Origin of the sequence: Blautia sp. MSK.18.38 (assembly GCF_024460535.1) — a bacterium.
GTDB classification, from domain to species: domain Bacteria; phylum Bacillota; class Clostridia; order Lachnospirales; family Lachnospiraceae; genus Blautia_A; species Blautia_A fusiformis.
The window spans coordinates 119516-135680 of the sequence record NZ_JANFYP010000006.1 but is presented as its reverse complement, the minus strand read 5'-3'; the positions used below and the strand labels follow the sequence as shown (position 1 = coordinate 135680).

Annotated in this window: 14 protein-coding genes, 1 pseudogene and 1 riboswitch; of the genes and pseudogenes, 5 read left to right on the top strand and 10 right to left on the bottom strand. The window is 44.8% G+C overall.

Annotation, left to right across the window (positions count from 1 at the left end):
* Window positions 1-89: 89 nt before the first annotated feature.
* The 3 genes and pseudogenes from NE638_RS05825 to NE638_RS05815 form a co-directional block, all read right to left on the bottom strand.
* Window positions 90-623, bottom strand: coding sequence for a methylated-DNA--[protein]-cysteine S-methyltransferase (locus tag NE638_RS05825; protein WP_173745906.1), 534 nt, complete (start codon window positions 621-623; stop codon window positions 90-92).
* 601 nt (window positions 624-1224) lie between these two features.
* Window positions 1225-2910 carry a formate--tetrahydrofolate ligase gene (locus NE638_RS05820; protein ID WP_092068491.1) on the bottom strand — a complete coding sequence of 562 codons (1686 nt, stop codon included), beginning with the start codon at window positions 2908-2910 and terminating at the stop codon, window positions 1225-1227.
* A 73-nt stretch (window positions 2911-2983) separates the two neighbouring features.
* Window positions 2984-3065, bottom strand: a riboswitch (ZMP/ZTP riboswitch).
* Between the two features lie 240 nt (window positions 3066-3305).
* Window positions 3306-4705: pseudogene (locus tag NE638_RS05815) on the bottom strand (sodium-dependent transporter).
* Window positions 4706-4926: 221 nt separating this feature from the next.
* Here NE638_RS05815 and NE638_RS05810 point away from each other — a divergent pair.
* Window positions 4927-5655, top strand: coding sequence for a helix-turn-helix domain-containing protein (locus NE638_RS05810; RefSeq protein WP_021652982.1), 729 nt, complete (start codon window positions 4927-4929; stop codon window positions 5653-5655).
* 63 nt (window positions 5656-5718) lie between these two features.
* On the opposite strand, the gene NE638_RS05805 is transcribed toward NE638_RS05810, so the two are convergent.
* Genes NE638_RS05805 through NE638_RS05795 form a run of 3 tightly spaced genes read right to left on the bottom strand, consistent with a single transcriptional unit; the run spans window position 5719 to window position 7903 of the window.
* A complete protein-coding gene (locus NE638_RS05805; protein WP_118753032.1) occupies window positions 5719-6567 on the bottom strand; it encodes a 4Fe-4S binding protein in 849 nt (282 codons plus the stop codon).
* A 7-nt stretch (window positions 6568-6574) separates the two neighbouring features.
* Window positions 6575-6727: a CD1871A family CXXC motif-containing protein gene (locus tag NE638_RS05800; protein WP_015527265.1), complete on the bottom strand. Its 153-nt coding sequence runs from the start codon at window positions 6725-6727 to the stop codon at window positions 6575-6577.
* 27 nt (window positions 6728-6754) lie between these two features.
* Window positions 6755-7903, bottom strand: coding sequence for a TlpA family protein disulfide reductase (locus tag NE638_RS05795; RefSeq protein WP_015527266.1), 1149 nt, complete (start codon window positions 7901-7903; stop codon window positions 6755-6757).
* A gap of 205 nt (window positions 7904-8108) precedes the next feature.
* Here NE638_RS05795 and NE638_RS05790 point away from each other — a divergent pair, with 205 nt between their 5' ends.
* Both NE638_RS05790 and NE638_RS05785 read left to right on the top strand, forming a co-directional pair.
* Window positions 8109-8786 (top strand): response regulator transcription factor, encoded by a 678-nt coding sequence (locus tag NE638_RS05790; RefSeq protein ID WP_015527267.1) that lies wholly within the window; start codon window positions 8109-8111, stop codon window positions 8784-8786.
* Complete coding sequence (locus NE638_RS05785) at window positions 8783-9949, top strand: sensor histidine kinase (protein WP_173745905.1); 1167 nt, start codon at window positions 8783-8785, stop codon at window positions 9947-9949. Before NE638_RS05790 ends, NE638_RS05785 begins: the two co-directional genes overlap by 4 nt.
* 17 nt (window positions 9950-9966) lie before the next feature.
* Here NE638_RS05785 and NE638_RS05780 read toward each other — a convergent pair whose 3' ends face one another.
* The 4 genes from NE638_RS05780 to NE638_RS05765 form a co-directional block, all read right to left on the bottom strand.
* The gene (locus NE638_RS05780; RefSeq protein WP_173745904.1) at window positions 9967-11229 is read right to left on the bottom strand and encodes an MFS transporter; all 1263 of its coding nucleotides are present in this window, start codon (window positions 11227-11229) and stop codon (window positions 9967-9969) included.
* Between the two features lie 202 nt (window positions 11230-11431).
* A complete protein-coding gene (locus tag NE638_RS05775) occupies window positions 11432-12556 on the bottom strand; it encodes a DUF362 domain-containing protein (protein WP_173745903.1) in 1125 nt (374 codons plus the stop codon).
* A 140-nt stretch (window positions 12557-12696) separates the two neighbouring features.
* Entirely contained in the window at window positions 12697-13164 is a 468-nt protein-coding gene (locus NE638_RS05770) for a DUF2284 domain-containing protein (protein ID WP_059086047.1), read from the bottom strand.
* A 64-nt stretch (window positions 13165-13228) separates the two neighbouring features.
* The gene (locus NE638_RS05765) at window positions 13229-14101 is read right to left on the bottom strand and encodes a LysR family transcriptional regulator (RefSeq protein WP_118070935.1); all 873 of its coding nucleotides are present in this window, start codon (window positions 14099-14101) and stop codon (window positions 13229-13231) included.
* A gap of 155 nt (window positions 14102-14256) precedes the next feature.
* Here NE638_RS05765 and NE638_RS05760 point away from each other — a divergent pair, with 155 nt between their 5' ends.
* Window positions 14257-15477 (top strand): dicarboxylate/amino acid:cation symporter, encoded by a 1221-nt coding sequence (locus NE638_RS05760; protein ID WP_173745902.1) that lies wholly within the window; start codon window positions 14257-14259, stop codon window positions 15475-15477.
* A 5-nt stretch (window positions 15478-15482) separates the two neighbouring features.
* Window positions 15483-16151, top strand: a complete 669-nt coding sequence (gene sdaAB, locus NE638_RS05755) for an L-serine ammonia-lyase, iron-sulfur-dependent subunit beta (protein ID WP_015527273.1) — start codon at window positions 15483-15485, stop codon at window positions 16149-16151.
* The last annotated feature ends 14 nt before the right edge of the window (window positions 16152-16165 follow it).

Sequence of the window (16165 nt, the reverse complement as noted above, 5' to 3'; positions counted from 1 at the left end):
CTGCTGGCAATTTTCATAGCATGCTTTCATAAATAAAATATCTGTCTTTTCGTGGACGCCTGCACCAGACCGTCCTCTCAGCCTGAGTTTTACAGTGCAGTTCCTTTCTTTGGAATAAACAAACGGCTCATATCTGTATGTTCCAGCTTAAGAAGTGAAATTTTTTTGTCAATTCCTCCGGCATAGCCCGTCAAGCTTCCATTTGTTCCTACAACTCGATGGCAGGGAATGATAATGGAAATTTCATTATGTCCAACCGCACCGCCTACTGCCTGGGCGGACATATGGGAAGTGTTTTTCATCACTGCAATTCTGCGCGCAATTTCTCCATATGTGATCGTCTGTCCGTAGGGAATCTCCAGTAAAATTTGCCACACTGCCTTTCTGAATGTTGAACCGTTCGGATGAAGTAGTGGAGTAAAGTTCGGTTCTTCACCGGAGAAATATACATCCAGCCATTTTTTTGCTTCTGTGAGAATTTCCGTCTCCTGTTGGATATGGTCTTTGGGAAGTGTATTTGCAAAATATTTCTGTCCTTCAAACCACAAACCGGTAAGTCCGATTTCATCTGCGGCAAGTAAAATATCTCCGATTAGCGATTTATATTTGCATGTGTATACCATATTTCCCCCCACATTCATTTATCTCTACAATTTTTTCTATAGGATTCCTCTTAATTAACGCAAATGTCACATGCGCGTCCCCTCTGCACTTTCCTCTACATTGTGAGTTTTATCCCAACAAGCAGCAGGAGATTGCTGACATTCTTGACAATTTATAATATTATACCATTTTTGTTCTGAACATGCTATAATGCTGTTGCTGCCGAACCTCCAGCTGAAAGGATTAAACCACCTTACATAAACGAAACAAAAACCCCCGGAAGTCTCGACCACTTCCGGGGGTTTTGCTTTGCCCATGATAAGCATAATTACTTTCTTTAGCTACACACATCATAGTCCATTCACCGCAAAAAGTCAATTATTTTCATTCGAAATATGATATAATGCAGATACAATCCTGAATGAAAGAGGTGAACACCATGCAGAAATATGTTGCTTTGTTCTTTACCCTTCTGGCCGGGAACATTGTTGGCCACTACATCTGTAAATGGCTGGACCGCCGCCATGAGCAATAGACAACAATATAAGAAAAAGCGGCAGAACCTCTATTTTTGCAGGCTCTACCGCTTTCTATCTGAATTCCCCTCAAAAAATCTTTATATTAGAACAGTCCTGTGATCTTACCGCTCTCGTCTACGTCGATCTTGGTTGCTGCCGGTACTTTCGGAAGACCTGGCATGGTCATGATCTCACCTGTCAGTGCAACAATAAATCCTGCACCTGCGGAAATCTTAAGATTTCTTACTGTTACCTCGAAATCTGTCGGAGCACCAAGCTTTGTCTGGTCGTCTGTTAAGCTGTACTGGGTCTTAGCCACACAGATCGGGCAGTTGCCAAATCCAAGTGCCTCCAGCTGTTTCGCCTGCTTCTGGGCATTTGCTGTAAGAACCACTTTCTTTCCACCATAAACCTTCTGTACGATCTGGTTCAGTTTGTCCTCGATGGAGCCTTCCAGTTCATAAGCATATGTGAAATCATTCGGCTCTTCAACAAGACGGATCACTTCCTCAGCAAGCTTGATTCCGCCTTCGCCACCTTTTGCCCATACCTCGGAAAGTGCTACGTTTACGCCAAGCTCCTTGCATTTTGCTTCCACAAAATCAAGCTCTGCCTTGGTATCGGTCGGGAATGCGTTAATAGCTACCACACATGGAAGCTTGTATACATTTTTGATATTGCTTACATGCTTCAGAAGGTTCGGGATACCCTTTTCAAGAGCCTCAAGGTTCTCATTGTTAAGATCTGCTTTTGCAACGCCACCATTATATTTCAGAGCACGTACGGTTGCTACGATAACAACGGCACTTGGTGTAAGACCTGCCATACGGCACTTGATATCCAGGAATTTCTCAGCTCCAAGATCAGCACCGAATCCAGCCTCTGTGATGGCATAATCAGCAAGCTTCATAGCCATCTTTGTAGCGGTTACGGAGTTACATCCGTGAGCGATATTTGCGAATGGTCCGCCATGAACGATCGCCGGAACATGCTCCAGTGTCTGAACAAGGTTTGGTTTCAGGGCATCCTTCAGAAGTGCTGTCATAGCACCCTCTGCGTGGAGGTCTCCTGCTGTTACCGGTTTCTGCTCAGCAACCTTACCGTAAGTATATCCGATGATGATTCTGGAAAGTCTCTCTTTCAGATCTTTGATATCACTTGCCAGACAGAGAACTGCCATAATCTCAGATGCTACAGTGATGTCATATCCGTCTTCACGCGGCATACCGTTTGTTCTTCCGCCAAGTCCGTCTACTACATTACGAAGCTGACGGTCGTTCATGTCCACGCATCGTCTCCAGGTGATCTTTCTCGGGTCGATGTTCAGTTCATTACCCTGGAAAATATGGTTGTCGATCATTGCTGCAAGAAGGTTGTTTGCCGCACCGATTGCATGGAAATCACCGGTAAAATGAAGGTTGATATCCTCCATCGGAACTACCTGTGCATAGCCGCCGCCTGCCGCACCACCTTTGACACCAAATACCGGTCCCAGGGATGGCTCACGAAGAGCTACCATAACATTTTTTCCAAGTCTCTGCATTCCATCTGCAAGACCTACGGTTGTCGTAGTTTTTCCCTCACCTGCCGGTGTCGGGTTGATGGCTGTTACCAGGATCAGCTTTCCGTCTTTTTTGTCTGTTTCTTTCAGAAGATTATAGTCGATCTTTGCTTTGTATTTACCATACTGCTCCAGATATTTGTCATCAATACCTGCTTTCTCTGCAATCTTGGTAATTGGCTCCATTGTGCACTCCTGTGCAATCTCGATGTCACTTTTAAATCCCATAATGTTCTCCTTTCTCCGCTGCAACCGTCTGCATCTTTTATCCCATAAAAAAGAGCAGTATCTGAAGTTTTTCAAATACTGCCCAGACGGTCGACTCATCGAATCTCCGGCTCCCTCGTGGTTATCCCACAACTCCGTCAGTCACCGAAGACTTTATTAATTTGATGATTGAATACTAACATATTTATTAGTACTTGTCAAGAAATTATCAAATTATTTTTTCACTTTTAAAGTGAGTTAAGTCTAATTTTCTGAATCATTTCCGTTCTATGTATTAGTTTTCTCTCCAACATTCGTACATATCTTTTTTCATCAAATCCTCTGTTATTTAATCGTATCTTGTACTGGTCATCCGTTAATGCGACTGTCCAGACGCCATAAACATATTACCACACTTATGAAATCAAATCTGCAAATCCTGTAGATACCAGGAATAATATCAGCATTACAACCGGCACTACATAACGGATCATAAAGCGATATAACCCTGCCCGTTTGAAGTGTTCCCCATTTCGTTCCACTTCTCCTATGATCCAGTCAGGGCCGATCACCCAGCCGATCAGAATACTTGTCAAAAGTGAGATAAACGGCATCAGAAAACTGTTGCTGATATAATCCATCACATCCAGCAGCTGTCCAACGGAACCATTTGGCAGTTTAAGTTCAAAATACAGTTTGTTATAACCAAGGCAGATCAGCACTGCTGTAACAAGAGAATAGATTCCGACAGCACCACACATTTTTTACGGGGTTTGTGATAGAGTTCCATGCAGTTTGCAACCAGTGTCTCCATGACAGACACGCAGGAAGTCAGTGCCGCAAATCCCATCATCAGGAAAAATGCAATTGCCACCGGACGGCCAAATACTCCCATGGCATCAAAAACCTTTGGCAGTGAGATAAATATCAGACTTGGGCCGGAAGCCATTCCATCCTTTCCGAGAAATACAAAAACAGCCGGTATGATCATCATTCCTGCAAGAAATGCAACGCCGGTATCAAAGATCTCAATCTGATTTGTTGCTTTATTTAAATTAACTTCATTTTTCACATAAGAACCATAAGTGATCATGATTCCCATAGATACACTTAAGGAAAAGAATAACTGGCTCATCGCATCCAGAAGGATCTCCAGGAAACGTTTTACCGTCAGTCCATGAAAATCCGGTTTGAGATAAACAGCCAGCCCCTGCATACCGGTGCGGACAGTTCCATCCGTATCAGTATGGGACAGTGTCAGTGAAAAAATCGCAATGATCACAATCAGAAGAATCAGCCCCGGCATAATGATCCTGGAAAACTTTTCGATTCCCTTTTCCACACCACGAAATACGATCCAGGCAGTCAGTGCCAGAAAGATCAGCATAAATACAACGGGTGCAATATCTGATGTAATAAATGATGTAAAGTATACATCTGAAGCCGCATCTTTCCCATCAGAAATAATATAAGTAAAAAAATATTTTACGATCCATCCACCGATAACAGAATAATAGGTCATGATCAATGCCGGAACCATAAACGTTAAATGTCCTAAAAATTTCCACTTTGGATCAAGAGATTCAAAAGCCCTCAATGCATTTTTCTTTGTCTTTCTCCCAAGTGCTACATCCGTTGTCAACAGTACAAATCCAAAAGTCAGTACCAGTACCAGATAAACCAGCAGGAAAAGTCCTCCGCCATCTTTGGCACAGAGATATGGAAATCTCCAGATATTTCCAACTCCTACTGCACTTCCGGCTGCCGCCAGGACAAAGCCTATTGAGCCGGAAAAGCTACTTCCTTTTTCTTTCATTTCAATTTCCCCTCTTCAAATATATATTTGATATAGGCTGAAACCTTCAGCCTAACAGCCATATCTTACCTTAAATAAAGATAAGTGCAAATGGCAGAAGTTTCTTTTTACGAAATTTTATTTCAAAAAAGTTTCTTACTACTTTACAAAATACCGGTTTTTCCGATATAATCGTATACAATAAAAATTAATAAGAAAAATAGATAGTATGAGGAAACAAAATGAGTAATTTTACCTGTTATGTAGGTGAACAAATAAGAAAATACCGAAAAGCCGGAAAGATGACTCTGCAGGATTTGGCAGATGCCATCCATAAAAGTCGAGCTACCGTATGCAAATATGAAAATGGAGATATCTCCGTTGATATCGAAACTTTATATGAGATCAGCCAGATTCTCCAGGTATCTATGTCCCAGCTTACCACTGGTCTTCCTGAAACAGCCAGTAAACCGTCCAATGCACCGGGAAAAGGACAAAAAAGCCCATTTTTTCAGGCACAGCGGCTATATTTTTACTTTTACGATGGACGCTATCAGCGTACAAAGGATGGCGTCATCGATATTTATGAAAAAAAAGGCGAATCTGGAAAATACGAAGCAACCTTAACGATCTGTTCTGTTTCTGCCAACGGAAGAAGCAGTGAGATTTTTTACACCGGAAAAGTTCTTTACAGTGATATGCTGATCCGTTTTTCCTTTGTAAATCAGTATAACCCACTGGAAGAAGATCTCCTGTACATTTTTAATCCTCTGGAGCTTCGAGATTTTACAACAGGACTTTTGTGTGGGATTTCCAGTGCGGATCTGATGCCCTGCGCATTCAAATGTGTGATCACTTTAAAACCACAGGAGCTTACCGAAGCGTTCCGCCACCAGCTGCTTTTTACAAAAAAAGATCTGAAGCGCTGGGAACAGCTGAATATGTTACTGATAGATAATATGGAAAAGTAGTTTTCTGCAAAAAACGGTACACCTTATATTTTATAAGCTGTACCGTTTTCGTATTTTTCTGTATCAGGGTTTGCCTGCAAACCCACACCGGATTGCCTGTGTCGGACATATCTTTTTACATCTTCCACATCGGATGCACTCTGCACTGTTGGGATTTTCCGTCGGATCGACCTCCATCTGGCATATATTTCTGCATTTTCCGCAGTGAACACATTTTTCTTTATCTACTCTGTAACGAAAAACGGAAACTTTATTAAATACCGAATAAAAAGCTCCCAACGGGCAGATATACTTACAGAATGGCCGGTATATCATAATTGATAAGATAATAGTGATCACCAGGATTGTATTTTTCCACATGTACAGCCAGCCTACTGCACTTCGCATGGATTTGTTCAGCAGCACCAGAGGGATACCTCCTTCCAGTGTTCCTGCCGGGCAGATCAGCTTGCAGAAATATGGTGCTCCCTGGCCCATGATATCTACTACAAACATGGGAAGTATGATCACAAATACAAGAAAGATCACATATTTCAGTTTTCGCAGAAGCTTATCTCCCCGAAATGTCCGGATCTTCTTTGGAAAAGGAATCTTGTTCAACAGATCCTGGATCAGTCCAAAGGGGCAGAGAAATCCGCACACCAGTCTTCCAAGCAACGCTCCTACAAAGATCAGAAATCCAGCTACATAATATGCCATCTTGAAGTTCCAGCTTCCGATCACAGCCTGAAGGGAACCAATAGGGCAGGCCCCTCTTGCCCCGGGGCAGGAATAACAGTTCAGCCCCGGAACACAGACATTTTTCAGTTTTCCGGTATAGATCTTTCCAGTCACAAACCCTGATATGTGACTGTTTGTAAGGGCCGCCCACAATGCCTGGATCCCATGCCGCGGCCATTCATTTATTTTCATCTTCTTATTATCCAATGCCAATACACTCCATACAGATGTTGATCGCTTTTGTAAAAACTACAGACACCTCGCCCCTGCAGATTCCCAGTATCATCAGTAAAATCCCCAAAACCGCCAGAGCAGGTCCGATCCACCTGGATGCTGTTATTTTCCGAATCATTTTTTCACTCTCCGTAATGATCATCTTTTACTTTGAAACGTTTTTAAGCTCTTTTTCCACGATTTCCTTCCATTCGTCCAGTGTATGGCTTCCTGTATAGGTATCACCTACAATGTTTCCATCTTTGTCAACAAAAAATGTTTCAGGAAATGCGGAAATCCCCTGCAGACGGCCATTCATCATAGTAGTATCCGGTATCAGGAACGGATACTCTGCTTTTGTTTTTTCCTGAAGAATGCCTGCTTTTTTTACTGCCTCCTCGTCCTGATTTCCCTTTTCATCTGTAGTATCAAGCACCACGCCTGCTACTCCGACGCCTTTCTCTTTCATTTCTTTATAAAGCTCCTGAAGTTCCGGAATCTCTTTTACACATGGTGAGCACCAGGTTGTAAAAATATTTACCAGCGTCAGGTCATAGTCACTGAATACTTTTTCTGTATATGTTTTTCCATCTATTCCTGTTGTTTCAAATTTTCCTACAGATTTTACATCCTCCGGGTTGACGCTGGTATCCTGTGGCTGTTCAAACACGGAAATATTCTGATACGGTGTCATTTCCGTAATGTCGGTTTTGATCTTTTCCAGCTCCTTTGTCAGCTTTTCATCTGCATCTTTGTTGGTGCTCAGATAATATTTGTATTTCCCGTCACTGCTGCTTCCAAGCTCTTTATGCTCTGTACAGCCTGTGATCTCATCCAGTTTTTTCTGTGAAGCTTCGTCATAAACGCCAATTGTACCAATTCTGTCCAGACCTGCCACCCAGTCGTCATATCCGGTTCCCATCTTCTGTATTTCGGCATTTTTCTGTTCCTCTGTCATTTTGCTCCAGCTTACATAGGCATATGTCACTGCATTGGTCTGATTCTCAAAATCTTCCGTAGTAAGCATTGCAATGCTCTGATCCTTGATCTGATTTAACAGCTCCTTCGAAAGTGAAAGCTTCAGTCCCAGAAACGGATATTCATAAGAATCCTGTGCCTTGCAGGTTACGTCGGAAGGCTTAAATGTACCTGCTACCAGATCTGATGAAACTGCCTCTCCATCCACCGCCATTGCCTCTCCGATATCTGCTGTTTCCGTGCTTTCTGCCGCCGTTACCGGTACGCTTCCAAATGCAGATATTCCTAATACCGCTGCTGCCATAAGTGCTGTTATTTTCTGTGTTCTTAATTTCATTGTTTATATTCTCCCTTCTGATATCACCGGCCCATATCCGGAACCGACGTATATTTTATATGTAAATCTTGCTCTCTGTAGCCTTACTATATCATCCCCTGTATAAAATCTCTGTTAAGAAATAAAAAAATTTACAGGAATTTTATGCTATACATGATATGATAGATAACAAAGCAAAATCAACTGTTTTTTAGGAGAATTTATTATGCATATATTGATAATCGAAGATGAAAAGCAGCTCTGCCAGTCTATTGCGGAGGGACTTCGCATGGATGGCTATGAAGCGGACACATGTTTTGACGGGGATGAAGGACTGGAATTATGTCTGGTGGAAAATTATGATCTCATCCTTCTTGATCTGAACCTTCCAGGCGTTGATGGTCTGGAAATCCTGCGCCAGTTTCGGGAATCCGATACTTCCACTCCCGTTTTGATCCTCTCTGCCAGAGGACAGATCCAGGACAAGGTTGAAGGGCTTGATCTCGGTGCCAATGACTATCTCACAAAGCCTTTTCATTTTGAAGAGCTGGAGGCACGGATCCGAAGTCTGACACGAAGGAAATTTATCCAGCAGGATGTATGTCTGCAATGCGGACGTATCAGCTTTGATACCCGTACAAGAAAGGCCAGTATCGATGGACTTCCTCTTTCTCTGACCCGAAAGGAAAGTTCTCTTCTGGAATATTTCCTTCTTCATCAGAACCGTATCATAAGCCCAGAAGAAATGATCGAGCATATCTGGGACGGAAGCGTCAACAGTCTCAGCAATTCCATTCGTGTCCACATTTCTTCTCTTCGAAAAAAGCTGCGCACGGCTCTCGGCTTTGATCCAATACAGAATAAGATCGGCCAGGGTTACATTTTAACGGAGGATATACAATGAAAAAAATAACCGGAAAGCTTTCTCTTCAATGGCGTCTGACACTGATCACCGCACTGCTTATGACAGTCACCTGCATTCTGATGTATTTTTTTATCAGCCAGTCTGCAGTTGCCGGAATGGAGGATCTGGGAGATTACATGATACGGATCGATAACACAGATTCTACTCCCATCACCTTTAATATGAATCCCTCCGTCTTATTTCCGGAGCTTTCCGATCAGCTGCAGCTGACCAAAAAACTTTTTCTCACCAAAGGACTCATGGTAACAGGGATCATCATCCTTCTCAGCAGCATCTGCACTTATTTTATCAGCCGTCAGGCATTACTTCCACTTCGCAGACTCAGCCAGGAGGTAAACCAAATAGAGGTCCAGAACCTTTCAGAGGCTCTTGAAGTTCCTGCTACCAATGACGAAATTTCCCGCCTGACAATTTCATTTAACAAAATGCTCGCACGCCTGGATGAGGCATTTACTGCCCAGAAGCAGTTTTCTGCCAATGCAGCCCATGAGCTTAGGACTCCTCTTGCCGTTATCCAGACAAATCTGGAGGTTTTTGCCCGCAGGGAAGCACCTGCTTTAAAGGATTATCAGGAGATTTTTGCCATGCTCCAGGAACAGACCGGGCGACTTTCCCATCTGGCTGAAATCCTCCTGGATATGACCGGTGTACAGACTGTTGAACGTTCCGAAAGGATCTCTCTGGCAGCACTGACGGATGAGGTTTTCTGCGACCTGGCTTCTGTAGCGGAACAGAAGGATGTTGAACTGATCCAACAGGAAGGGGACTGCATTATTACCGGAAGCTATCTGCTGCTGTATCGCGCTGTGTACAATCTTGTGGAAAATGCGATCAAATACAATCACTCCGGTGGAAAAGTAACCGTAAATATCCATCCTTCCGAAGAAATAACAGATACATCCACCTCTGTCAATTACGTCTTTCTTGAAGTCTCCGACACCGGAATCGGCATTCCTCCTGAATATCAGGAAAAAATCTTCACCCCGTTCTTCCGTGTAGACAAATCAAGAAGCCGTGCTATGGGAGGTGCCGGCCTGGGGCTTGCACTTGTCAGTGAAATTGTCAGACAGCATAACGGACAGGTAAAAGTACTGGAAAGCAGCAAAAAAGGCAGCATGATTGCAATTATTCTGCCAGTCTGAACATGTTTGTATTACATTTACTTTATATGCTCATGAACGGTTTTCTGAGGATTTACCGCAATGTTTCCGCTTTTCATGGCATCCTCTGTCATCTGCGCAAAATACTCATCCGTAACCCCGGTGTCCGATAATTTCGCAGGGATTCCAACCTGGGCGTTCAGCTCATAGCCATTACTGCTCACCAGACCGGAGATCGCCGGTGCGCCAAAGGTTGCAAATACAATGCCGAACATGACAAATCCGTAATTCTCCCCGGTGTGCTTCATTCCGAAAATAGAGCTTGTCAGAGACGGGAAGCTTCCCATGATGCCGCCGTAGCAGCCGTACATCAGAACAACAGCAACCGTTACTGCCAGGGATCTTGATACAGCGAGAACTCCCATAGCGATCACTGCCACGATCAGCACTCCTTTGATGCAGACGATCCTTCCCACTTTATCTGCAAGTGTCGGAAGCACCAGTCTTGCTCCCGCATTGACAATGGATCCAAGCATAACGGCGCTGACTGCCACTGCAGACGGAATCCCAAGGTCGATCTGGTAGGTCTGGGATACCGGTGAAACCATAAAATAAGAAATCAGTCCAAAGAACATGGTCGCAAGAAGAAGATAAAAATTTATTGTACGCATCATCTCTCCGGATGTATACTGCTTCATCTCCGATGTTCCGGACTTTGCCGCAGAGCCACCTGCGTTCACCAGACTCTTATCGGGTGCCTGAAAAAAGATGCCGCACAGGATCCAGGAAACTGCGATGGCTGCCCCAATGATCAGAAAGGTTTTCTGCACGCCCTCTGCCTCCAGCAGCTTTCGACTCAGCGGCGCCAGGAAAAATCCGCAAAGTCCGTTGGCAGTTACCACAACGCCGGAAGCAAATCCGGTACGGTCCGGGAACCATCTCTGTACCGTTGCCAGAATCACCGTATAGATCATTCCCTGACCAAATCCCTGCATCACTCCATAGGAGAGATACATAGGAAGCGGTGTGGAAACGATCAGAAATGCGGATGCCAGGATTCCTGCCGCAAAGGTCCCGCCTCCGATCCATACAATCGTCTTTTCCTTAAAGCGGTTCTGCATCCTTCCGCCTACGATATTTCCGAATACAAAGGTGCTCAGTGCCAGATAAAAGCACATGGATGCCTGTCCCTGACTCCAGCCTGCCTGCTCCATCACATAGGGCTGGTAAATAGACCATACATGGGGATATCCGGTAAAAAAGATCGCGAAAGCTCCGAATATCATAGTCAGCAGACGCTGTTTTTTCTGTATTCCTTTCATAATTTCCTCCTCTGAAAAAGATTTCAGGCCTGCTCTGTATTCTCTGCTCACAGAATGCAGCCTGTTTCTGTACACACGATCTGCACGTTTTCCTGCACATTAGCTCCGCTTATTACGTTTTTTCATTTTATATTTCTTTATTTACGCAAAAAGCACGCCATGTAACAGGCGTGCTTTCGTGATTTTCTATGATTTCTGTTGCTTATTTGATTATCTTCAGCTCATATTCCCTGATTCCCAGGCCGATCTTTTCTGCCTGATCCAGAGTTGCCTTCCACTCAATATTCGGATTGGAATCCTTAAAGTGGTCATGGTGACAGTGCCATCCCGGCTCTGCCAGATGCTCTCCAAGCTGGCTGTTGGCGATCGGTGTTGCATTCAGGCAGGCATCTGCACAGGCCTGATCCAGTGCAACCGGGTCAAAGCTTGCGAACATTCCGATATCCGGAAGGATCGGCGCATCATTTTCACCATGGCAGTCACAGTTAGGGCTGATATCCTGTACCAGCGCAATATGGAAATGGGGACGTCCGTGACAGACAGCCTGTGCATACTCTGCCATCTTGCGGTCAAGAAGCTCGTTTGCACTGCTATTCGGATTGTATACGGCATCATAGCTGCAGGCCCCGATACAGCGGCCACAGCCTTTGCATTTACCGTAATCGATAACTGCTTTCTTGTTTATATATGTAATCGCATCACTTCCGCACTCTTTCGCACAACGGCGGCAGCCACGACAGACATCTTCATGGATGGCCGGCTTTCCGCTGGCATGCTGCTGCATTTTTCCGGCACGGCTTCCGCATCCCATACCGATATTCTTCAGAGCACCGCCAAAGCCGGTTGTCTCATGTCCCTTGAAATGGCTGAGACTGATAAAAATATCTGCGTCCATGATAGCATGTCCGATCAGGGCAGTTTTGCAGTATTCTCCGTTTACTACCGGAACTTCTACTTCATCGGTTCCTCGAACTCCGTCACCGATGATGATCTGGCATCCGGTTGTGATCGTGTTAAATCCGTTAAGATTTGCACAGTCCAGATGCTCCAGTGCATTCTTTCTGCTTCCCGGATAAAGAGTATTACAATCTGTCAGGAACGGCATTCCGCCCTGCTCCTTACAAAGATCTGCGACTACCTTTGCATAGTTCGGACGAAGGAATGCCATATTTCCAAGCTCTCCGAAATGCATCTTGATGGCTACGAATTTTCCATCCATATCGATATCTTTGATTCCTGCGGCAACGCAGAGTTTTTTCAGTTTGTCCAGCTGGCTGGTTCCCACCGGACAACGAAAATCAGTGAAATAAACTGTTGATTTTTCCATTCTGGTTTTTCTCCTGCTGATTCTTTTTATGTAATTACATTTATTTAAACTCTACACGTTTTTTCTGTTTCTGTCAACGGATACTCGCATTCGTAAAATTCCATCTATTTCTCCCATATTCCTTTACAAAATCCTTCATCTTACCCACGGAAAAGAACCTGGGAAAAATAACGGATCATTCCGTCGCTGGTCCAGCATAGCATTCCTGCAGCGTCTGCCATTTTCTGTGCATCCACACAGTAAGCGGACATGCAGGAATTATGTTTATAAGGCCCCGCACTCATGATCAGAAGATCAGTTATTCCCTCTTCTTTCATCTTCCCTGCCAGCTGTTCTGTCAGTTTGTTATGAGCAAGTTTTGCCTTTTTGTAGTCCATAAGGCCATCCTGCATTGTCTGGAGTATCAGCGTTTTTTCGTATTTCAGCGCATGCTCTTTCATCTCCTCTACAGTGCCGCTCTGTGGTGGACATGCCGGGTTTTTATCATAATTCCCGCAAAGATTGTCCTCGCAGAAAACCCGGTATTCCGGCACAAATACAAGCTGATCGGTACTTATGACCGCTGCGTCGGAAAAACCAAGAGCTTTTGCTTCTTCAATAAGATTCATTTTTTCTCTCCTGTGTTTTTCTTTTATAGTGCCACATTTTATTTGTTTTTACAAGCTCTGACTTTCACTCTGCCGCCAGACGGATAAACTCCTCCATCTCTCTCGTCTTAAACTTATTTTTATGGTAAAAGATCTGCCGGTACATGGATATCTCCACATCTTCCACATGTAAAAGGGCAATTCTTCCTTTCCGGATATCCCGCTCCACAGCCAGATAGGGAAGAAAGGAAAGTCCGTGGTTCTTTTCCAGCATGCGGATGATAAAAGCGGTATCGCTGATCTCCAGTACCGGTGACAGGGCCTGCTTCTTAAGCGCCAGCTGCTGCTCCAGGGCCTGCCGATAATTGGCATTCTTTTCCGTGAGAAAAAAAGGCTCTTCCAGAATATCCTCCATCTTCAGCGTCTTTCCCGCAAACTCCGAATCTGCAGAGGCCACAAATACTACCGGCTCCGCCTTCTCCATGACCTTCACCCAGTTCTGGTCCCACCTTGGGGTATCCAGTATATAAATAAGATCCAGCCCGTTATGCTCCATCATCCGTATCAGCTGCTCCGGTGTATCAATAGTCACCTGCATATTTACCTTCGGGTGAAACTCACGAAATTTGCTTAGAACAGCCGGAAGCTTTGCTGTGCAGAGAGATTCAATAGTCCCGATATGCAATGGATTTTTCAGTTCCGCATCGTCATTCATTGACTTTTTTGCTTTATTTACGTCATATAAGATCCGGCTTGCATGCCCCATAAACTCTTTTCCGGACGGAGTAAGCACCACACGCTTTCCGGTTCTGTCAAAAAGTCTTGTTTCCAGCTCATTTTCCAGAAGACGGATCTGGACAGTGATCGCTGACTGGGTGTATCCCAGAACCTCTGCTGCCCTGGAAAAGCTCTGAAGCTGTGCTACATGTACAAACGTCTCCAACTGACGGATTTCCATGATTTTCTCCCTTTTACTATGAAATTTTTTCATCGTGATGATGAAATCTGTGAATTTGCCTTATTTTTATGTCAATGTTACAATACAATCACGAGGACGTCAATCGTATTTTTGTGCAAAATGAATAAATTCATACTTAGGAGGAAAGAATCCAAATGGAAAAGAAAAAAATCAAGATCGGACTTGTGCCGAAGCTGATCATTGCCATCATCGTAGGTATCCTGTTCGGCCAGTTCCTTCCGGAAGGCTTCTGTCGCTTTGTTGTAACCCTTTCCGGATTTTTCAGTACCTTTCTGAAATTCGTCATCCCGCTGATGATCCTTGCCTATGTGACCATGGGTATTGCGGATCTTTCACAGGGTGCAGGGAAGCTTCTCCTGATCACAGTGGCTCTGGCTTATGGCTCCACTCTGATCGCAGGTTCCGCATCCTATCTGGTATCATCCAGCCTGTTCCCGCACTTTATGAGTGAAGGTGCACTGGATCAGATCGCAGCTACCGCAGACGCATCCCTGACACCATTTTTCTCCATCACACTGGAGCCAGTCATGGATACTCTTTCTGCTGTTGCCCTTGCCTTTGTCATGGGACTATGCCTCTCTTCCATGCGTGGAAAAGAAATGGGAAACAGCCTTTATAACGGAATGAGTGACTTTTCCAAGATCATTGACAAGGTCCTTCATGCCATTATCATCCCGCTGCTTCCGCTTTACATCTGCGGAACCTTCACAGATATGACTATTTCCGGAAAAACCTTTGCCATCTTAAGCATCCTCTGGAAGGTATTCCTTGTTGTTATCATCATGCACCTGATCTGCATTACGATCCAGTTTGTGATCGCAGGTACTGTCAGCAAAAAGAATCCTTTCACTCTGATCAAAAATCAGATCCCGGGATACACAACTGCTCTGGGAACCCAGTCTTCCGCAGCTACCATCCCGGTCAATCTGGAATGTGCCAAAAAGGACGGCGTGTGCGAGCAGATCCGCAACTTCGTAGTACCGCTCTGTGCAAACATCCACATGGCCGGTTCCATGATCACCATCACAGCCTGTGCTACTGCAGTCTGCCTTATGAACCAGCTGCCCATCAGTCTTGGGATCATCGTTCCGTTCATCATGACTCTCGGTGTTGCCATGGTTGCATCTCCCGGTGCTCCCGGTGGTTCCATCATGACTGCCCTTCCATTCCTTTACATGGTATTCGGAGCGGAAGCCGGTGATCCGGACGGTGCCATCTGTGCGATCATGGTTGCCCTTTATATCACACAGGATTCCTTTGGAACAGCCTGCAATGTATCCGGTGACAACGCCATCGGCGTGATCGTTGACACTATTTATAAGAAATTTATTGCAAAAACACCACAGGAGATTTAAGTAAAATGTCTTTTATCAGTGTATTTGACGTTATGGGTCCCAACATGATCGGTCCTTCCAGTTCGCATACCGCAGGGGCTGCACGCATTGCTTTCCTTGCCCAGAAGATGATCACGCCGCCCCTGAAAAAAGTGGAATTCATCCTTTATGGTTCCTTCGCCAGAACATACAAGGGACACGGTACAGACCGTGCCCTCCTTGGCGGGATCATGGGCTTTTCCACAGATGACATGCGTATACGGAATTCTTTTGATATTGCCAGGGAACAGGGGATCGACTTTTCCTTTACTCCAAATGAAGCGGAAACCGATGTCCATCCCAACACTGTAGATATCCATATGGTCAATGAACAGGGACAGGAAATGACAGTCCGGGGGGAATCGCTGGGCGGCGGCAAGGTCCGCATTGTGGAGATCAACCACGTGAAAGTGGATTTCACCGGCGAATACAGTGCCATCATCGTGATCCATCAGGATACTCCCGGTGTTGTGGCCTACATCACCAGATGCTTAAGTGAACGTAACATTAACATTGCCTTCATGCGCCTCTTCCGTGAATCCAAAGGAACCACAGCCTATACGATCGTGGAATCCGACGGTCATCTCCCGGAAGATATCGTAGAAAGCATTCACCGGAACACCAACATCCATGATGTCATGGTTGTTCAGATGTAGGGAAAAGGAGGATG